17 protein-coding genes and 1 riboswitch are annotated in these 19,283 nt (G+C 41.8%); of the genes, 12 read left to right on the top strand and 5 right to left on the bottom strand.

The window, feature by feature from the left end; genetic code table 11:
• Positions 1 to 25: 25 nt before the first annotated feature.
• From modB to C6348_RS14440, 4 genes are all read right to left on the bottom strand, one after another.
• On the bottom strand, positions 26 to 691 hold the full coding sequence (gene modB / locus C6348_RS14425; protein WP_106043583.1) for a molybdate ABC transporter permease subunit: 666 nt from the start codon (positions 689 to 691) through the stop codon (positions 26 to 28).
• On the bottom strand, positions 691 to 1,467 hold the full coding sequence (gene modA / locus C6348_RS14430; protein WP_106043584.1) for a molybdate ABC transporter substrate-binding protein: 777 nt from the start codon (positions 1,465 to 1,467) through the stop codon (positions 691 to 693). Before modA ends, modB begins: the two co-directional genes overlap by 1 nt.
• A 151-nt stretch (positions 1,468 to 1,618) precedes the next feature.
• The gene (locus tag C6348_RS14435; protein ID WP_106043585.1) at positions 1,619 to 3,469 is read right to left on the bottom strand and encodes an LTA synthase family protein; all 1,851 of its coding nucleotides are present in this window, start codon (positions 3,467 to 3,469) and stop codon (positions 1,619 to 1,621) included.
• Between the two features lie 125 nt (positions 3,470 to 3,594).
• A complete protein-coding gene (locus C6348_RS14440) occupies positions 3,595 to 4,086 on the bottom strand; it encodes a metal-dependent hydrolase (protein ID WP_106039082.1) in 492 nt (163 codons plus the stop codon).
• A gap of 171 nt (positions 4,087 to 4,257) precedes the next feature.
• Here C6348_RS14440 and C6348_RS14445 point away from each other — a divergent pair, with 171 nt between their 5' ends.
• From C6348_RS14445 to C6348_RS14460, 3 genes are all read left to right on the top strand, one after another.
• The gene (locus tag C6348_RS14445; RefSeq protein ID WP_034659971.1) at positions 4,258 to 4,686 is read left to right on the top strand and encodes a MarR family winged helix-turn-helix transcriptional regulator; all 429 of its coding nucleotides are present in this window, start codon (positions 4,258 to 4,260) and stop codon (positions 4,684 to 4,686) included.
• Between the two features lie 82 nt (positions 4,687 to 4,768).
• The gene (gene sspJ, locus C6348_RS14450) at positions 4,769 to 4,912 is read left to right on the top strand and encodes a small acid-soluble spore protein SspJ (protein ID WP_034659969.1); all 144 of its coding nucleotides are present in this window, start codon (positions 4,769 to 4,771) and stop codon (positions 4,910 to 4,912) included.
• Between the two features lie 121 nt (positions 4,913 to 5,033).
• Positions 5,034 to 5,212: riboswitch (Lysine riboswitch) on the top strand.
• A 192-nt stretch (positions 5,213 to 5,404) separates the two neighbouring features.
• Positions 5,405 to 6,811, top strand: coding sequence for an amino acid permease (locus C6348_RS14460; RefSeq protein ID WP_060597291.1), 1,407 nt, complete (start codon positions 5,405 to 5,407; stop codon positions 6,809 to 6,811).
• Positions 6,812 to 6,846: 35 nt separating this feature from the next.
• Here the strand turns inward: C6348_RS14460 and C6348_RS14465 are convergent, their stop codons facing one another.
• Complete coding sequence (locus tag C6348_RS14465) at positions 6,847 to 7,785, bottom strand: iron-hydroxamate ABC transporter substrate-binding protein (protein ID WP_060597290.1); 939 nt, start codon at positions 7,783 to 7,785, stop codon at positions 6,847 to 6,849.
• A gap of 259 nt (positions 7,786 to 8,044) precedes the next feature.
• Here C6348_RS14465 and C6348_RS14470 point away from each other — a divergent pair, with 259 nt between their 5' ends.
• From C6348_RS14470 to C6348_RS14510, 9 genes are all read left to right on the top strand, one after another.
• Positions 8,045 to 9,097 (top strand): FecCD family ABC transporter permease, encoded by a 1,053-nt coding sequence (locus C6348_RS14470; RefSeq protein ID WP_106043586.1) that lies wholly within the window; start codon positions 8,045 to 8,047, stop codon positions 9,095 to 9,097.
• Positions 9,098 to 10,120 carry a FecCD family ABC transporter permease gene (locus tag C6348_RS14475; RefSeq protein ID WP_034659961.1) on the top strand — a complete coding sequence of 341 codons (1,023 nt, stop codon included), beginning with the start codon at positions 9,098 to 9,100 and terminating at the stop codon, positions 10,118 to 10,120.
• A gap of 19 nt (positions 10,121 to 10,139) precedes the next feature.
• Positions 10,140 to 10,955 carry an ABC transporter ATP-binding protein gene (locus C6348_RS14480; RefSeq protein ID WP_060597288.1) on the top strand — a complete coding sequence of 272 codons (816 nt, stop codon included), beginning with the start codon at positions 10,140 to 10,142 and terminating at the stop codon, positions 10,953 to 10,955.
• A 176-nt stretch (positions 10,956 to 11,131) separates the two neighbouring features.
• A complete protein-coding gene (locus C6348_RS14485) occupies positions 11,132 to 11,854 on the top strand; it encodes a response regulator transcription factor (RefSeq protein WP_034659958.1) in 723 nt (240 codons plus the stop codon).
• A gap of 3 nt (positions 11,855 to 11,857) precedes the next feature.
• Positions 11,858 to 13,612 (top strand): HAMP domain-containing sensor histidine kinase, encoded by a 1,755-nt coding sequence (locus C6348_RS14490; RefSeq protein ID WP_066030418.1) that lies wholly within the window; start codon positions 11,858 to 11,860, stop codon positions 13,610 to 13,612.
• A gap of 137 nt (positions 13,613 to 13,749) precedes the next feature.
• Positions 13,750 to 15,186, top strand: coding sequence for a glucuronate isomerase (uxaC, locus tag C6348_RS14495; protein WP_106043587.1), 1,437 nt, complete (start codon positions 13,750 to 13,752; stop codon positions 15,184 to 15,186).
• 68 nt (positions 15,187 to 15,254) lie between these two features.
• The gene (locus C6348_RS14500; protein ID WP_106043588.1) at positions 15,255 to 16,265 is read left to right on the top strand and encodes a LacI family DNA-binding transcriptional regulator; all 1,011 of its coding nucleotides are present in this window, start codon (positions 15,255 to 15,257) and stop codon (positions 16,263 to 16,265) included.
• A 59-nt stretch (positions 16,266 to 16,324) separates the two neighbouring features.
• Positions 16,325 to 17,782 carry a tagaturonate reductase gene (locus C6348_RS14505; RefSeq protein ID WP_106043589.1) on the top strand — a complete coding sequence of 486 codons (1,458 nt, stop codon included), beginning with the start codon at positions 16,325 to 16,327 and terminating at the stop codon, positions 17,780 to 17,782.
• Positions 17,779 to 19,272 carry a UxaA family hydrolase gene (locus C6348_RS14510; RefSeq protein WP_034659949.1) on the top strand — a complete coding sequence of 498 codons (1,494 nt, stop codon included), beginning with the start codon at positions 17,779 to 17,781 and terminating at the stop codon, positions 19,270 to 19,272. The genes C6348_RS14505 and C6348_RS14510 overlap by 4 nt, the downstream gene beginning before the upstream one ends.
• Positions 19,273 to 19,283: the final 11 nt, after the last annotated feature.

Genomic DNA, 19,283 nt, shown 5'->3' on the forward strand with positions numbered 1-19,283 from the left:
TTTCTCATATGAGAAAGGGGATTTTTTATGTACTGCTTCTTCGCACAGCCAAAAGCATAATAAAAGATAAGATCACAATACAAATCGTCCAGGACCAAGCAAGTTCCATTCGTCCTGAATCAATCGCCACATAGATAGCGGTTGGGAGTGTTTGAGTTTTTCCTGGGATGTTGCCGGCAAACATTAAGGTCGCTCCGAATTCTCCAAGGGCTCTTGCAAAGCTGAGGACGCTGCCAGACAGCAGGGAAGGCAGGGCAAGAGGTACCGTAATATAGGCAAAGACTTGGAATGAATGTGCACCATCTACTTTTGAAGCCCCTTCTATATCTGACTCAATCGTAGAAAAGCCAGCCTTTGCTGATTGATACATGAGCGGGAATGCCACAACTGTCGATGCAATGACCGCCGCCCACCATGTGAAAATGACCGGCTGATGGAAGATCCATTCAATCGCGCCCCCTATTACACTATGCTTTCCGAATACGACGAGCAATAAAAAGCCAACGACTGTTGGTGGGAGAACGAGTGGCATCATCAGGAACGTTTCCACAATCATTTTCCCCTTAAAAGTTGTTCGCGCCATCCAAAAGCCGACCGTTGTGCCAAAAACAGTGGCCAACAGCCCGCTGACGATGGCAACTTGAACGGACAGCCAAATGGGAGATAGAAATTCTTCAGTCAGCATAAGCATTATGACACTTGAAAGCCGTATTTCTTAAAAATCGATGTGGCTGTATCTGATTGAAGAAATTGAAAAAAGGTCTTGGCTTCCGTTAGATGTTCTGTCCCTTTTACAATCCCTACTGGATACATAATCGGGGAGTGCATGTCCGGATTTGCCTCAGCTGCAATCTTTACTTTTTTGGAAACAAGGGCGTCTGTTTTATACACAACACCTGCTTCTACATTTCCTGTTTCGACGTAGCTTAGGACTTGCCGCACATCCTTGCCGTAGACAGCATTCTTTTTCACTTGGTCCCATATGTTCAGTTGTGTGAAGATCTCTTTGCCATATGTACCAGCAGGAACCGATTCAGGTGTGCCAAGAGCAATCTTTCCTTTTACGTGCCGGACGTCTTGAAAGCTTTTAATAGAGGAAGAGCCATCTTTTGGCACAATAAGGACTAGCTCATTTTGTATGATGTCCTTGATATCATCTTGATCGATGTCTCCAGATTGAACAAGTTCATCGAAGGGCTCCTCAGCTGCTGAGAAAAAAAGATCCGCTTTTGCTCCTTGAGCGATTTGCTGCTTCAATGCGCCGGATGACCCGAAGTTATTCGTTAATGACACATTCGGATGTTGCTTGTGAAAGGAGGCTTCAATTTCCTTTAGTGCATCCTGAAGACTTGCCGCTGCTGAAATCACAAGCTCTGTTTTTTTATTCGAATTAGATGGCATCATCTCTGTTTGGCATCCACTCAGGAGCAAACATATGGAGATGAAGGCTAAGAATGTATACTTCATGTTCACACCTCTTATCATTCAATATCATGTGGTTCCCTTTATTATAAGCAAACTTATTTGAGCATTCATAGGCTTTCAGTAAAAAGAGAAAAGAAAAAGCCGCCAAATGGCGACTTTCAGCGTGAAGATAAAAGGGATCGTTTTATCCTGTTTACTTCTGATAAAAACGCAGCAAATTCCCATTGATCAACTTGTCTGATAAGGAGAGCTCTTTATTGGCTTTTTCTATATAAGGTTGACATACCTCATCCTGCTTCACGGGTTCTTTTGTTTTTTGATCATAGCAGGTGTTCTTTGTATAGAGATAATCATCTGTAATAAAGTTCCCGTTTCTCAGTACAGCGAAAGGAGTCCGTTCATTTGAAAATAAATCATTGCCGAATTGAATGGCATCCTTCGTTTCAATCCCAAGTAAGTGAAGAAGTGTCGGCTTTACGTCCATTTGACCAGCTGTTTCAGAGATGGTCTGCGGCGCTTGATCCGTGATACCAGGAATGTAAATCAAAAAGGGAACCCGCTGCAGTTTGACCGCATCAAACGGCGTAATTTCCTCTTTATTGAGCAGCTGTGCCATTGCCTCATGATGTGCCTCAGAGATGCCATAGTGGTCACCCATAAGGACAAACATCGTATTGTCATACAATCCTTCTTCTTTCATACGGTCAAAAAACATTTTAACCGCTTCATCTTGATAGCGGACGGTCGTCACATAGCGGTTTAAAATGGTACTGGACGAATCATATTCATCAATAAACTGATCCTTCGGGTCAATTTCAAATGGAAAATGATTGGTCAGTGTAATGAATGTGCTGTAATAAGGCTGCTTCAACTTTTTTAAATGATCAATGGATTGATCAAAGAAGTCGATATCTTTTAAGCCCCAGCCAGTTGAATTCCGTTCATTGACATGATATGAATCGACATCATAAAAACGATCAATTCCAAGCGATTCATACATCACATCACGATTCCAAAACGTTTTATTATTCGCATGAAATTGGACGGATTGATAGTTTTCCTTTTTCAACTGCTTGTATAACGTGTCATATTCGTTGTCACTCGCTGTGAAAAAGACAGCGCCGCTGCTAGAAGGGTAGAGGGAATTAGCGACAATAAACTCTGAATCCGACGTCTTCCCCTGCTCTGTCTGCTGATAAAATTCATCAAAATAAAAACTCTTTTTAGCCAGTTGATTTAAAAAGGGAGTGATGGATTGTCCATTCACCTTTTGATTCATGACAAATTGCTGCGTCGATTCAAGTGAAATGAACACAACGTTCTTGCCTTTAGCAAGTCCAAAATACTCTTCGTTTGGTGCGCTGTAATCAGCCTTTGTGTAGTTTGCTACAGTAGAAAGCGTATCTTCATCTGCAAAGGCCTTTTGTCCAATGCGTGCCGTTTGGGCAGCACCGTCATACAGATGAAATTGGAAAAGCCCGAGGTTTCTGACAATGACTTCACGATCATAAGAGCTTGTCAGAAATCGAGGGTGATCCATCATAGCTGAGCTGACATGAAACAATAAGAAGCTGCAGCAGACCGCATAATACGTTTTGATCGTCTTGAATGACGCTTTTGGGGCTAATGGTTTGCGCTTGAGCAGCCATGCCAGTACCACAAAATCAATGAGCATCAGCACAAAGAGCGGGTGGAATAATTCCGTCATACTGCTGCCCATATCTCCCATGTTCTTCGCTTGGAATAACACGGGAATGGTAATGAAATCAATATAAAAACCATAAAAGATCGTATTCGAGATGAGAATCGCCGTTAGAATAAAATTTGCGGTCAATAAAAAAAACTTTTGGTTGGTTTCATTTAAAAAAAGAGCAATCCCAAACAAAGGGAGCAAAAAGCTAAGTGGATTGATCAAAAGCAGCCATTCATGAAACAGATTGGCCGTTCGTATGTGAAATCCGAATTGATAAATGATGTATGTTTTCATCCACATGAAAAGGATGGAATACACTAAAAACCAGTGATTTTTGAAAAACGCTTTCATTTATGTATCTCCTCACCATTCTGTATTCAGCTGCAAGGCAAAAACACTTATCTTAAACCTACTAAAAAAATGAGGAATGATCAATTCATATCCTGTCTTTTTCGCAAAACTCTTTTTTTATTCTGTTAGAACTGGATTGGGATAGATATGCCGCAGATGACGGCGATGTAATAGCAGGTGACGACGGTGAGAGCAGCTAGTACGACTTGTTCTCCTGTGCTGCCTGTTTTGACATAGAAGGGGAGACGCACTTTAATGGAAGCTGGAAATAAAAATTTAATGCCGTTCACTGTTCCTGCATCAAGGATAAGGTGGCTCGCCATTCCAACGAGTAAACCGGTACTTAAGCTGTCATTTGGAATGTATGTTGTCGCGAGAAAATAAATGATCAGCAGAAATAATAAACTGTGTGTAAACGTGCGATGACCGAACACGCTGCTGATTAGTGTCGAGAGCAGCGGAAATTTTCTGCCGATTTTACTTTTTGTATGGCAAAGATCGGGGATCAGAGCACCTGCTGATCCAGCTGCAGCCATGATGACTGGGTCGAGTCCGTAGTAGTAGGCGACGGCCGCTGAGGCGGCGATTCCGCCCATAATGTGTGTTTTTCCTGTCATGATGCGTACTCCTGTTCTATCTTTTGTTCAAGTACTCACTATATCAAGGGTGAATTCATTCAGCAAGGCTTATTTCTAAAGAAAAAGAGGACAAAAGGGTTGGCTGATTGGAAAAACATTCTATAATAAGGGGGAAGTCATGTTGATACTAACGATAAGGATGCGATTCGGATGAGTAATGCAGACATTTTAAAAGAAATTGTTCTCGTACATTATGAAGTCAGCCGTAAATTAAACCGCAAGTTACTTGAGTTAGAAAAAGACATCACGCCACCGCAGATATATGCTCTTTCTATTTTGATACAAGGCAAAGTATCACATGCCGAAGAGCTGAAACAAAGACTCTCCTTAAACCCAGGTGCAGCCTCCATTGCACTCAATAAATTATGTGAGCAGGGCTATATTCAGAGAGAACGTGACAAAGACGACCCCACGCTAGTCCGGTTAGAAGCTACGGAAAAAGGGGTAGCGATTTATGAAAAGCATACACGTCTTTTCGGAAAGGTGATTCAGCATATGATGTCAGACTTCACAAAGGAAGACTTAAAGACCTTTTTGACGTATTTGCAAAAAATGAGACAGACCTTTCATGATGATTGAGCCTTTCCACCTTGTATAATGAGGCGCACTGTAGCACAAATTAAACAGGCAACCGCATTTTATGAAAAGGGAGGAAACAGCGATGTCATTTTTCCAAAAGGATAAAAAGGCGAAAAGCGAGCAAGACCACAAGCAGGTTGATCAGCTGTTAGAAGAAGCAAGCAAAGAGCTAGCAGGCGATCCGCTTCAGGAAGCTGTACAAAAGAAGAAAAACAACGATCAATAAGCAGGTAATAGGCAGAGAAATGATCCTCTGCCTTTTTTCTATGTTTTTCCCTTTGACAGATGTGAGAATGTTTGATAACCTTCGTGTAGTAAAAATGAATAGAAATCCTCACGCTATGTCTCAGTGAGGTAGAGGTTGCGCGGATGATGAGTCACTCATGGGAGAGATGGAATCGAAGATCATGAGAAAAAAGGCATCAGCGCCGAAGTGTAGAGAGAGCTCCAACTTTCTTTATGCTGGGTCTGCATTGAATAAATGCAGGACTGCCACGTCTTTGAAGCGTGGAGGGCTATCCGGAGATCAAGGTGTATGTTTTGAAAAGCATGGACTGTTGTTCAGGCTTTTTTTTATGTTCTGAGTATCTAAGATAAGGGTATGCTGTTAAGAAAGTGACCCATGATGAACATAAAGAATACAAGTCATTGCTTCACGAATATATCAATGAAGATACTGCCGGGTCTGGTCCGAAGTGAATATAACGGAGGTACGGAAATGGAACAGACAAAAAAATGGGGTTTTTGGTTATTGACGGCTTTTGTCGTCGGAAATATGGTAGGGTCAGGCATCTTTATGCTGCCAAGTACACTTGCCCAGCATGCCAGTCCTTTAGGTGTGACGATGGCATGGCTTGTTACAGGTGGCGGTGTGCTGATGATTGCACTTGTTTTTGGGCATTTGTCCATTCATAAGCCGCAGCTGACGGCTGGACCACAAAGTTATGCAAGAGCGCTTTTTAACGATCCGAAAAAAGGGAAAGCGGCCGGTTTTACAATGGTTTGGGGATATTGGGTGGCAAGCTGGATTAGTAATGTCGCAATTATTACGAGTCTTGCCGGTTATTTAACGACATTTTTCCCTATTCTCACCGTGAAGACGGAGATTTTCACCTTTGGAAAAGAAGCGATCACACTTGGTCAGCTGACAACGTTTATTGTATGTACCATTCTTCTTTGGGGCACACATACGATCTTAATTACAAGCTTAAGCGCTGCAAGTAAATTAAACTTTATTACGACCTTTTCAAAGGTACTTGGATTCGTCCTTTTTATTGTTGCGGGATTATTTGCATTCCAAACGGCATTATTTGAACATTATTACTTCCCAGTTGCAGCAGAAGGCGAAGGAGTGCTCGGACTTGGAGGCCAAATTCATCATGCGGCCATTTCCACACTATGGGCATTTATTGGCATCGAATCAGCTGTGATTTTATCAGGGAGAGCATCCTCGCAGCGCGATGTGAAACGTGCAACGATTACAGGTCTTTTAATCGCACTTTCCATCTACATGATTATTACATTGATTACAATGGGCGTCCTGCCGCATGATCAGTTGCAAGGCTCAGATAAACCATTCGTTGACGTGCTTCAGCTCATTATTGGACCGGCTGGCGGAATAGTCATGGCACTGCTTGCGATCATTTGTTTATTTGGCTCGATGCTTGGCTGGATCTTACTTGGTTCAGAAGTACCGTATCAAGCAGCAAAGGCTGGCGATTTCCCAGCAGTATTTGCAAAAACAAACAAAAAAGGCAGTCCTGTTTTTGCTTTGACAGTTACAAATATCATGTCACAACTGTTTATTTTCTCAGTGATGTCCCGTACGATTAATGAAGCTTTTACCTTTTTAACGACATCAGCGACACTTGCGTATCTCATTCCGTATATTGTGTCTTCGATCTATAGCTTTAAGGTCATCATGCAAGGTGACACGTATGATCTTCAAAAAGGGAAGCGAACAAGAGACGGAATCATTGCGCTTGTTGCGATGGGGTATTCCGCTTGGGTCATTATTTCAGGCACAGCTGATTTGAAAACATTTGGACTTGGCATCGGTCTGTTCTTAGTAGGTATTTTGCTTTATCCATTCATGTCAAAAGGATTCGCCAAAGGAACAGAATAATTTTAACGTTTCTCCAGAAATGGAGAAACGTTTTTTTATGATGCGGATGTTAATCGGTCCACAATAAACTCAAGCTGTCCTTCTAGTGACACTGGGTCATTAAAGAAGTACCCGACAGGATCGATTTCAAATACGTGTTTATTTTGTACAGCAGGCAGTGATGTCCAAATGCTGCTTTCATACACTTGGTCTCCTTTACTTTTTGAACCACTCCATGGACTAGTGAAAATATAGTCACCTGCGTATTCTGGCAGCTTTTCAAGGGAAATGTTTGCATAGCCGACACCGCTGTCGATAGCGTCTTTTTTAACTGCCTTTGGCGCACGTAATTTCAGCTCGTCATAAATAATTTCGCCTCCGCGCGCAAAGGTGTTTCCAAAGATATAAATACCTTTATCAAAAGGCGACACGATTGAAACGGTTTTGCTGCCGACCGCTTTTGTTACTTTAGGCTTTACCTCAGCTATTTTTGTATCCCATTTTGTGATCCATTCTGCTGCTTTTTTCGGTGTACCTGTCATTTTACCGAATTCTTTTAGCTGATCTTTAAAGGAATATTGATTGTATTTAATTGCAACGGTTGGAGCAATTTTTTTGTATTGATCAAATTTCTCGTCTTCTCCCCAAGCGATAATCATATCTGGCTTCAAAGCCGCTACCTTTTCGACAGAAGGGGTTGGTCCAAGGTTTTTGACACCATCCGTTTTTCCCTTATAGAAAGGGTTTTTAAAGATGGGTGCAGTTGCAGCAATTGGCGTCTTGCCAAGTGTCACGAGGTCTCCATAGTAGCTTTCCGCCAGAAGCACAATTCGTTTCGGATCTTTAGGGAGTTTGACCTCACCTTTGACATCCTGATAGGTGATTGTGTCATTCTGGTTGGCGCCAGATTTTTTATTTGAAGTGCTGCCGCAAGCAGCTGTAAAAAGCATAAGAACGGCTAAGAAAATCAAAAGAAATCCCGATCGTTTTTTCACAAAGATTCTCTCCTATTCACTTTCTTTTGATAATGATTCTCAATTTCAATTATATCGTAACATGATGGGATGAAAAATGCATCGGCTATTTTAGGACCTAAAGAAAAATGGTAAGTTTCTCCCGGTTTTTTGATGAAAATAAAGAAAATGTTCAGAACAATGATTTCAAAAAGAAAAGAAAATGATATACTAGACTTCGAGATTGATAATCATTATCACTAATGAGGAATAGATATGAACGGAAAGGAAGAGACTGGTTTTGGGCTCACAATCGAATAAACTGCTGCCAGCCAAGGACGATGCAATGGATATTGTCACGAAACCCTTTGGAACAGCAGCTGTTGTCATCATAGGAATTATCGCTTTAGCATTTGGTCTTTTTTTATCGGTATCATTAGGAGCAGCAAATATTCATCTTCACACGGTATGGGAAGCCATTTTTCAATTTGATCCACAACAAACTTCACATCAAATCATTCGGGAATTGAGGCTGCCGCGTACAGTTGGGGCTGCACTCGTCGGTGCCTTTTTAGCTGTATCTGGTGCCATCATGCAAGGGATGACAAGAAATGCGCTTGCGTCTCCTGAAATTATGGGTGTGACAAATGGCTCTGCATTTGCGATTGCGATAGCATTTGCATTTTTCCCAGGTCAATCTTCTTTCACATTAATTCTTTGGTCATTTGCTGGAGCCGCACTCGGTGCATCTATTGTGTTTGGTGTCGGTACTCTGTCTAAGGGAGGACTGACCCCAGTGAAGCTCGCACTAGCAGGTACGGCGGTTGGGGCACTTTTAAGCTCCATCTCTTCAGCAATTGCCATCCGGTTTGATGTCGCTCAGGACATGAGCTTTTGGTATGCGGGCGGCGTGGCAGGTGTGAATTGGAGCAACATTCAGGTCATTATTCCAGTCGCTATTGCAGGACTTTTGATTGCGATGATCCTTGCTCGCTCGATCACTGTACTGAGCTTAGGTGATGAATTGGCTAAAGGGCTCGGGCAGTATACGAAAACGGTCAAGGTGCTAGGAATATTGGTCGTAATTCTTTTAACCGGTGCTGCTGTGTCGGTGGCAGGCTCAATTGGTTTTATCGGGCTTGTCATTCCCCATGTCACTAGATTCTTGGTCGGAGTGGACTATCGATGGATTATCCCTTGCTCAGCTATTTTAGGTGCCATTTTGTTAATTTATGCAGACATTGCTGCAAGGCTGGTCAATGCTCCATTTGAAACGCCAGTCGGTGCCATTACTGCGATTATAGGCGTTCCTTTCTTCTTATATTTAGCTAGACGTGAAAGGAGCGGAATTTAAATGGAAATGGTGCAGCAGGCAAAGAAAAAGAAATATAAACGAACGATGCTGATGATCTTTTTAGCCATCGTCGCTGTATTTTTGATTAGTTTAAATACCGGAGAAATTCGTATTTCTCCGATAGATACATTGAAAACATTTTTTGGATTCGGAAGTGAAATGGATGAGCTTGTGCTGTTCGAATTCAGACTTCCAAGAATGATCATCGCTTTACTTGTTGGTGCTTCCATTGCTGTATCAGGAGCTATCTGGCAAGGTGTTTCTCAAAACGGCTTGGCTGATCCCGGTATTCTTGGTGTGAATGCGGGCGCAGGATTTGCCGTTGTGCTCTTTATCTTTGCATTCCAAGGCACGATGTCGAACTTAGGTAATTTGACGATTTTTGTACTGCCGCTTTTCGCATTTGCAGGTGCAGGCTTTGCTGCATTTCTCATCTATGTGTTAGCGTGGAAAAAAGGCATCACACCTGTTCGATTGATTTTAACGGGAATTGGCGTTAATGCTGCGTTTTCAGCAGCAATTGTGGTCATTCAATTAAAAATGAGCCCAAATGATTTTAACCAAGCCATCGTGTGGTTATCAGGAAGCATTTGGGGCTCAAGCTGGACGTATGTCCTGTCTGTTCTTCCATGGATGCTCATTTTCCTTGTGTTAGCGCTTGTGAGAGCACGCTACTTAAATATCATGAATTTAGGTGACCAGCTGTCCTATGGCTTAGGGATTTCGGTTCATAAAGAAAGAAGCTTTCTGATGCTGATTGCCGTTGCATTAGCAGGTGCAAGTGTCGCTGTTGCAGGTAGTATCTCGTTCCTAGGGTTAGCCGCACCGCACTTGGCGAGAAAGCTTGTTGGGCCAAAGCATCAAGGAATGATACCGGCCTCCGCGTTGATTGGCGCACTGTTATTATTACTGGCAGATACACTTGGCCGCGTCATACTTGCACCATCAGAGGTGCCAGTTGGCCTTGTCGTTTCTGCTTTAGGCGCACCTTACTTCATTTACTTATTGATGAAAACGAACTAATGAGGAAGGAGAAAAACATATGAAATCACTCGAAACAGAAAAGCTTTGTATCGGTTATCAGGACCGTTTGATTGTAGATGATTTAAATATCAGTATCCCAAAAGGCAAGGTGACAACACTGATCGGACCGAATGGATGCGGGAAATCAACAATTTTAAAAACAATGTCCCGAATCATGAAGTCCCATCAAGGCGCTGTTTACTTAAATGGCCAGGCTATTCATCAAACGCCTACAAAAGAAATTTCAAAACAAATGGCGATCTTACCGCAAACGCCCGAAGCACCAAGCGGACTGACGGTGTATGAGCTTGTGTCATATGGACGTTTCCCGCATCAAAATGGATTTGGTCGCTTATCAAATGAAGATAAACGAATCATCAGATGGGCACTTGAGGAAACGGGCATGATCGCTTTTCATGACCGGCCAATTGAAGCACTTTCCGGTGGACAGCGTCAGCGTGTATGGATTGCGATGGCACTTGCCCAGGAAACAGAACTGCTTCTTTTAGATGAGCCAACGACGTATTTGGATCTTGCACATCAGCTCGAGATTCTTCAGCTGTTAGAACGGTTAAACAGAGAGCAGGGACGAACTGTGTTGATGGTCATTCATGATTTGAATCATGCGGCACGTTTTTCTCATTACATGATTGCCCTCAATCAAGGAAAAGTCATCAAAGATGGGACGCCTCATGAGGTCATGACCAAAGAGGTGCTTGGTCAGGTATTCCACATTGATGCAGAAATTGTACTTGATCCTAGAACAAATAAGCCGATCTGTTTAACATATGACTTAATGAATCATGAAAGAAAGCTAGAAGCTGTGAATGGATAATAAAAGTAAAAGGAACTCGGTGGAATAGCCGAGTTTTTTTGCGTCTCTGAAACTTCCTAGTACTGCCATTTTCTCCAGTTGATATTTTTTCGCTTTTATGCAGAAAAGAGGTACTTTTTTACTTTAGACAATGGTAATATACGGTTAGAGATCATAGCTAGAAAGGAAAGAGATGCGTGGAAACAGCAAAAATATTGATTGCAGATGACGAAGAAGCAATTGTAAAAATGGTTGAACGCGTATTAAAAAAAGAAGGATTCAAGCATATTTATAAAGCCTACCATGCAGATGAAGCATTAGATGTTGTCAAAAACGAGGACATCCACCTCTTACTTCTAGATGTGATGATGCCCGGTAAGTCTGGCTTTGATGTTCTTCCTGAAATGAGAAAATATACGAAAGCACCCATTTTCTATTTAACTGCAAGAACGTCTGATGTAGATAAACTGACCGGCTTTGCGCAGGGGGCAGATGATTACATTACAAAGCCATTTAATCCGCTAGAGCTTGTGGCTAGAATTAAGGCTCACTTAAACCGAACATATATCTCCTTACAGGAAGAGCAAGAAGAGGCTCAAAACCAATATGAATATGCCCATTTCTCATATCATCCTCATTCAGCCGAACTGAAAGTGAGAGGAGAGATGACGGCATGCTCAGCTCAGCTTCTATCCTTGCTGAAGTACTTTTGTGATCATCCGAATGTGGTTCTTTCAAAAGATCAAATCTATGAGAAAGTATGGGGCGTCCCGTCGTATGGTGATAACAACACCGTCATGGTTCATATTCGAAAGCTGAGAGAAAAGATTGAATTAGATCCAAGTCAGCCTGAATATATTGTGACCATCCGTGGTATGGGATATAAATTTATTCCGCACCCTGTGAAGGTTCTTAATTAATTCATGAATTTACGAACAAAACTTTTCTTTCACTTTGTCGGACAGATGTTTATCGTCATTGCGATTCTGCTGATCGGGAATACGTTTACTGAGAATCTATATTATAAAAAATACTATGAGAATATGACCGAAACTGGTTTAACAAAGGCTGATGGGGACACACTCATGAGCTGGCTCTATTTTAACGAGGATGGCAAAATGGAAGCCGAAGATCAACTCAAGCAAGCAGTGAAAAAACGTGACGGCTGGCTGCAAGTGATTGATTCAAAAAAACATAACGTATATAGCTATCACCTTCCTAAAAATATTCCAACATCCTATCAAAAGGATGAAATGATCAAGATCTTTGAAAAAAGACAATTTAAAGATTACAAGATGTACTTCTGGCCAATTGAGATTGATCAAGAAAGCTTTATCGTGTTATATGGGTTCAAAACGAACAGCACAAAGGTAGCCAATTATCTTAAGCAGCATGAGAAAAATCTGGCTGCACTTTCTCAATATTCGCTTGAAACGATAGAGTTCTTGAAAAGAATGAATGGATCGGTACACCTGTTTAATGAAGAAGGAAAATACTTAAAAGGCATTCGAGCCAAAAACGATTTGAAACATAACGTAACAGATGTTGAATTGCTTAAGTACCAATCGAAGCCTTGGGAGTTTAGAAGTGACCTATCTTATATCAGAGTGAATAAAAGTCTATATTTGATCGTTTCGGTACCAAACAAAGTATATAGCCCAGACGAATTGTATGATAAAGAGACAGATGCTTTAAATCAATATAGAACCATCTTGATTGCAGGTCTTGCACTCACTATTATTATCGTCATGACATTATGGTACTCGTATCGCTATGGTCTGCCGATCTATCACATTATCCGCTGGCTGATTTTCTTATCTAGAAATAAATTGCAGGAACCAACAAATAGAAAAGGAATTCCAATCAGTAAAAATAAAAAAGGTCGTATTAAGCGGGAATACCGATTATTTGAGGATATCCTAAAAACAATGGATCAGCTCACGCTTACATTAAAAGAGAATGAAGCAAACCGAAGAAAAATTCAAACCACAAGGGAAGAATGGATTGCAGGATTGTCTCATGATTTGAAAACACCTCTTAGTACGATTTACGGCTATGGGCTCATGCTTGAATCTGATCAATATCAATGGTCCAAGGAAGAAGTCATGGAAATGGGACAGGTGATTCGTGAGAAATCAGAATACATGTCGACCTTGATTGAGGATTTAAACCTCACGTACCGATTGAAAAATGGGGCCTTGCCTATTAATCGAAAGCCGGTCGAGCTGGGTGAATTTTTAGCCTCTATTATGGACGAGTTTTCAAGAAGCTCCTTTTCTGAGGATTTTTCATCCTCTTTTGAAGATCAAACAAACGGTGTCATGTTTGAGATCGACAAAGCCTGGTTCAGACGAGTGATTGAGAACCTGCTGGCGAATGCAGTCAAGCATAACCAAAAAGGCACTCATATTACAGCTGTTTTATCTGAAACAAATGAAGAAGTTCGGATCGAAATGAAAGACAACGGATGCGGAATGGCACAAGAAACGGTAGATCACTTATTTAACCGCTACTACAGAGGGACAAATACAAATGACCCAACGAATGGAACAGGACTTGGGCTGGCAATAGCAAAAGAGCTTGTCTTGCTGCATGACGGTGATATTCAAGTGGAAAGCGAACTAGGTGCTGGAACAACTATTGCGATTATCCTAAAAAAATCACCTTCTGTAAAATAGGCAAAAAACGATTTTCCTTTCTTAAGGAGATCGTTTTTTCCTGTTTTAGGATTGAAATCAACTTTGTAAACGATTACAATTAAATTGTTAACGTGAACAAATTATTTTTCATACGATAAGAGGGATGGGGGAATTTGATGAGAGCCTTTTTAGATGAGCAGTTTTTACTAAACAGTCCAACGGCGGAAAAGCTATACCATGAGTTTGCAAAGGACCTTCCAATTATAGATTACCATTGTCATTTAAGTCCTAAAGACATCTATGAAAATAAAACCTTCCAAAATATCACCGAAGCATGGCTTTATGGAGATCATTACAAATGGCGTGCCATGAGAACAAATGGCATCCCTGAAACGCACATTACGGGGGATGCATCAGATCATGAGAAATTTTTGGCGTGGGCGAAGACCGTACCCATGACCATTGGAAATCCACTCTATCACTGGACTCATCTAGAGCTGAGACGATATTTTGAAGTCGAAGACCTATTAAACGAAAAAAACGCAGACATTATTTGGAAGAAAGTCAATGGAAAGCTGCAAGGAGAGGGATTTGGTGCGAGGGACTTCATTGTGAAATCAAACGTTGAAACCGTTGTGACAACAGATGATCCGGTCGATTCGCTTCACTATCATCAAAAACTGCGGGAAGAGGAATTCTCTGTACAAGTGCTCCCAGGGTTTCGACCTGATAAAGCACTCGATATAGCGAATGATCTGTTTGCAAAATATGTTCACGAGCTGGCAGAGGTTTCAGCTACTCCAATACAATCCTACCAAGACTTCTTAAAAGCACTCCGTGCAAGAATTGATTTCTTCCATGAACACGGCTGTTTGATCTCAGATCATGCTATAAATGAAATGACATATGAAGAAACGACAGAAGAAGAAGTGGAGACCATCTTTCATAAAAGAATGTCTGGTCATCCATTGACGGAAGAAGAGAAGATCAAGTTTAAAACAGAGACGTTCATTATGCTAGGTCAGGCATACTGTGAGCGTGGCTGGGCGATGCAGCTTCATATCAATGCGCTTAGAAACAACAATACGAAAATGTTTGAGCGGCTCGGACCAGATACGGGGTATGATGCGATGAATGATGAGGACATTGCAAAGCCGCTTTGCCGAATATTAGATCGTTTAGAACAAGAAGATGCTTTGCCAAACACCATTCTCTATTCCTTGAATCCTAGGGACAATGTGGTGATATCAACATTGGCTGGAAGCTTTCAAGACGGGAAGACACCGGGGAAGATGCAGCACGGCACAGCCTGGTGGTTTAATGATACGAAGCAAGGAATGACAGAGCAGATGATGGCTCTTTCCAGTATTGGACTGATCAGCCGTTTCATCGGGATGCTGACTGATTCACGAAGCTTTTTGTCGTATACAAGGCATGAATATTTCCGAAGACTGCTTTGTGATATCATCGGAGATTGGGTAGAAAAAGGAGAAGTCCCCTATGACCTTGAGCTGTTAGGGGGGATCGTGAAAGGAATCAGCTATGAAAATGCCAAGCAATATTTTCAATTTGACCGGGCAAAGCAGCTCCAGCATCAAAGTAAAATCACATGAGGAAAAAGGTAAGAAAATGAAAGCGGTTTTATGATAAGATGGAAAAAAATCATAAAAGGCGGAATAGCATGACAGTCACAATTAAAGACATAGCAAAATTGGCAAACGTTTCTCATACTACGGTATCAAGGGCTTTGAATAATAGTCCTTTTATTAAAGAGAAGACAAAACAAAAGATTTTGTCGATTGCAAAACAGCTGAATTATTCACCGAATGTCCATGCCAGAGGCCTTGTATCACAAAAATCGTTTACAATCGGTCTGTTTTTTACGAGTTTAACAGAAGGCACATCTTCAAGCTTCTTTGTAGATGCGTTAAAGGGCGTCAATAGCGTGATGACTGAGCATTATAATCTGTTTGTAAGGGGAATTGACGACTTTCACGATTACACAACCATTCATAAACAGCGCTACGATGGCATTTTGCTTATGAGTCAAAGCGAGCACGATGAAGCGTTTATCCATCATGTCAAGAAACAGGGCATTCCAATCATTGTGCTGAATCGCCGTGTAGAAAGTAATGAAGTGATGAATATATTAGCAGATGATAGTCAAGGAGCATATCAGGCAGCGCACTATTTCATTCAGCAAGGCCATCATCAAATCGCCATCATTGAAGGAAAAGAAGGCTTTAAATCGACTCAGGAGAGAAAAGCTGGCTTTCTCCAAGCGTTAATTGATCACCATATTCCTATGAAGAAAGAATATATGATCACAGGTGACTACCACATGAAAAGCGGCTATGAATCAATGGAATCCCTGCTGACCCTTGATCATCCGCCAACAGCGCTTTTTTGCTCTAACGATGACATGGCCATTGGTGCGATGAATGCTTTATATGCAAAAGGCAAGACATGTCCAGGTGATATCTCTATTATCGGTTTTGATGACATAGCATTCTCATCCTACACCACGCCTGCACTGACAACGGTAAAAAAGCCTATCGAAAAAATGTGTGCACTTGGAGCAGAAGCCATCCTATCCGTCATAAACGGTGAGGAACAGGAAGAAGATCATATGGAAAAAGTGTATGTCCACACAGAGCTGATGATCAGAGATTCAGTTAAAAAGGTGCAGTAATCAGCATCTTTTAAATAAAAATGTTCACGTGTGCATAAAGCGCAGAGAGGGGAATCTATTTGAAACGTTTATCAAAAACCATATGCCCGGTGCCTGAGTTTCCGGAAACCATTTTGCAGATCGGTGAAGGGAATTTTATGCGAGGATTTATTAATTGGCACATCCAGAAGCTGAACGACTGCACAGATTTTAAAGGAAGAGCTGTTGTTGTTCCTCCGCGAAAAGGATCCGTTGCGGCTTTAAATGAACAAGATGGCTTATATACTTTATGTATACAGGGCTATCATGACCAGCAAGAAATGAATGAGCGCATGATCATTCAATCGATCAGCAGAGGAATCAGTACGTATACGGATTACGATGGTTTTTTATACGTAGCTGAAAACCCCGATCTCCGCTTTGTCTTCTCAAACACGACAGAGGCAGGACTTATGCTCAGAAAGGAGGATCGCTTGGACGATCGACCGCAAGCCAGTTTTCCAGGAAAGCTGACGGCGTTCTTATATCACCGGTTTAAAGCATTTACTGGAGATGAACAAAAAGGGCTGATCATCCTTCCATGTGAACTGGTCGAACATAACGGTGACCGTTTGAAGGAATATGTGATAGACATGGCAGCTGAGTGGGACCTGCCGCCTGCGTTTATCACATGGATCAAGGAAGCCAACACGTTTTGTAATACGCTTGTGGATCGGATTGTTCCTGGGTTTTCTAAGGAAGCAGCTGAAATTGTCCAAAAGGAAGATGGGTATATCGACGAGTTGCTTGTCACGGCAGAATATTATCACCTCTTTGTTATTGAAGCACCTGCCTTCGTACAAAAAGAGCTTCCCTTTCAAAAAGCAGGGTTAAATGTCCTTTTTGTAGAAGATATTGCGCCTTATCGCATGAGCAAGGTACGAATTTTAAATGGTGCACATACAGCAATGGTGCCAATCGCTTACTCATGTGGTATAGAAACTGTAAAAGAAGCTGTGGATGACAAGCATGTTGGTCCGTTCATCCGGCGTATGCTGGAGGAGGAAGTACTGCCAGGGCTTGAGCTCTCTCAAGATGAGCTTCTTCTTTATACACAATCGGTTTGGGATCGTTTTTGCAATCCATTTGTGAAGCATCAATTGCTCGATATTGCGCTCAATGGTATATCCAAGTTCCGAACCCGAGTTCTTCCATCATTGCTTGATTATGTTGAGCAAAAGAAACAGCTGCCAATGAAACTCGTGTTTTCACTCAGCAGTCTCATTTATTTTTACAGAGCATATGCAGAAAGGATAAAGGATGATGAGACTGTAATGGCATTTATGAAGGAAGCCTGGGAAGGGGAGAACCAATCCAATGAAGCGATCGCAGCCAGGATTCTATCATGTGAGCCATTATGGGGGAAAAATTTAACGGATGTAGATGATTTGAGTCACGCTGTAGCTGATCAGCTTACCTTCATACAGGAGCAAGGGATGAGAGCGGCTGTTCAACGAATGCTGCATCATCAATATGAAAGTCAGGGGGAGAAGGCATGAAAGATTTTATTGTGATTCACCCTTCAGATAATGTCGGTATTGCTTTAAAAGTGCTTGAGCAAGGGGATGAGCTGCACCATCAAGGACACTCTGTTGTCTTAAAAGAGAACGTTCCCAAAGGTCATAAGTTTGCTTTGGCTGATATCAAGCAAAGAGAGAATATCATGAAATATGGCTACCCCATTGGGCATGCAACGACTGCCATTTCTGCTGGAGAATGGGTGCATACGCATAATATCAAAACCAATCTATCAGGAAAGCTCGATTACGAATACGAGCCTTCATTCACAGACAACCCCTATGAAAAAACGAATCTTACATTTAAAGGATATAAACGAAAAAATGGGGAAAGCGGGATTCGCAATGAGCTTTGGATTGTCCCAACCGTTGGATGCGTGAATGGCATTGCCGATCAAATCATCCAAATATTCACCGCTGAAATGGGCGGAAACATCCATCCGTTTGAAACAGCTCTCGTATTAAAGCACAATTATGGATGCTCCCAGCTTGGGGACGATCATGAAAATACAAAAACCATTTTACAAAATGCCGTGAAGCATCCTAACGCTGGAGGGGTGCTCGTCCTTGGACTTGGTTGTGAAAATAATGATATTGAAGATTTTCAGTCCACATTAGGTGAATATGACCGTGAGAGAGTGAAATTTTTAAGAAGCCAAGAAGTAGGAGATGAGATTGAGACGGGAGTCGCTTTACTCAAGGAAATTTATGATGCGGCGAAAGAAGATCACCGTGAAGAGATCCCGTTATCTGAGCTGAAAATCGGCTTGAAGTGCGGAGGATCAGATGGATTCTCCGGCATTACCGCAAATCCGCTTTTAGGAAGGCTGTCCGATTTTATTGTTGCTCAAGGCGGCACGACAGTGTTAACAGAAGTGCCCGAAATGTTTGGAGCTGAAACGATTTTAATGGAGAGAGCGGAATCAGAAGCGACTTTCGACAATATTGTGCAAATGATCAATGACTTTAAACAATACTTCATGGATCATCGACAGCCAGTATATGAAAATCCTTCCCCGGGAAATAAAGCTGGTGGAATTTCGACATTAGAGGATAAATCTCTCGGCTGTACACAAAAAGCAGGGACTTCTGAAATTCAAGATGTATTGAGATACGGGGAATTGCTGAAGCGAAAGGGCCTGAATTTATTAAGTGCGCCAGGTAATGATTTGGTTGCTTCATCCGCACTTGCTGCTTCCGGCTGTCAGTTGGTCCTTTTTACAACAGGCAGAGGGACACCATTTGGTACGTTTGTCCCTACAATGAAAGTCTCGACGAATACAGCCTTATATGAAACAAAAAAGCACTGGATTGACTTTAATGCGGGAGAACTGCTTGAAGATGTACCAGAAGATGTTGTATTAGAAAAATTCATTTCAACTGTCATTGATGTGGCGAGCGGAAAGCTATTAAATCATGAAAAAAACAATTTTAGAGAGCTGGCTATTTTCAAAACAGGTGTCACACTTTAAGGCGACTGGGG

It is taken from the genome of Bacillus sp. YBWC18, from assembly GCF_002998775.1.
In the GTDB taxonomy this organism is placed as follows: domain Bacteria; phylum Bacillota; class Bacilli; order Bacillales; family Bacillaceae; genus Bacillus.

Bases quoted from the DNA above. Each gene is read 5' to 3' on its own strand.
- modB (WP_106043583.1), bottom strand. From the start codon at position 691: ATGCTTATGCTGACTGAAGAATTTCTATCTCCCATTTGGCTGTCCGTT.
- modA (WP_106043584.1), bottom strand. From the start codon at position 1,467: ATGAAGTATACATTCTTAGCCTTCATCTCCATATGTTTGCTCCTGAGT.
- C6348_RS14435 (WP_106043585.1), bottom strand. From the start codon at position 3,469: ATGAAAGCGTTTTTCAAAAATCACTGGTTTTTAGTGTATTCCATCCTT.
- C6348_RS14440 (WP_106039082.1), bottom strand. From the start codon at position 4,086: ATGACAGGAAAAACACACATTATGGGCGGAATCGCCGCCTCAGCGGCC.
- C6348_RS14445 (WP_034659971.1), top strand. From the start codon at position 4,258: ATGAGTAATGCAGACATTTTAAAAGAAATTGTTCTCGTACATTATGAA.
- sspJ (WP_034659969.1), top strand. From the start codon at position 4,769: ATGTCATTTTTCCAAAAGGATAAAAAGGCGAAAAGCGAGCAAGACCAC.
- C6348_RS14460 (WP_060597291.1), top strand. From the start codon at position 5,405: ATGGAACAGACAAAAAAATGGGGTTTTTGGTTATTGACGGCTTTTGTC.
- C6348_RS14475 (WP_034659961.1), top strand. From the start codon at position 9,098: ATGGAAATGGTGCAGCAGGCAAAGAAAAAGAAATATAAACGAACGATG.
- C6348_RS14480 (WP_060597288.1), top strand. From the start codon at position 10,140: ATGAAATCACTCGAAACAGAAAAGCTTTGTATCGGTTATCAGGACCGT.
- C6348_RS14490 (WP_066030418.1), top strand. From the start codon at position 11,858: ATGAATTTACGAACAAAACTTTTCTTTCACTTTGTCGGACAGATGTTT.
- uxaC (WP_106043587.1), top strand. From the start codon at position 13,750: ATGAGAGCCTTTTTAGATGAGCAGTTTTTACTAAACAGTCCAACGGCG.
- C6348_RS14500 (WP_106043588.1), top strand. From the start codon at position 15,255: ATGACAGTCACAATTAAAGACATAGCAAAATTGGCAAACGTTTCTCAT.
- C6348_RS14510 (WP_034659949.1), top strand. From the start codon at position 17,779: ATGAAAGATTTTATTGTGATTCACCCTTCAGATAATGTCGGTATTGCT.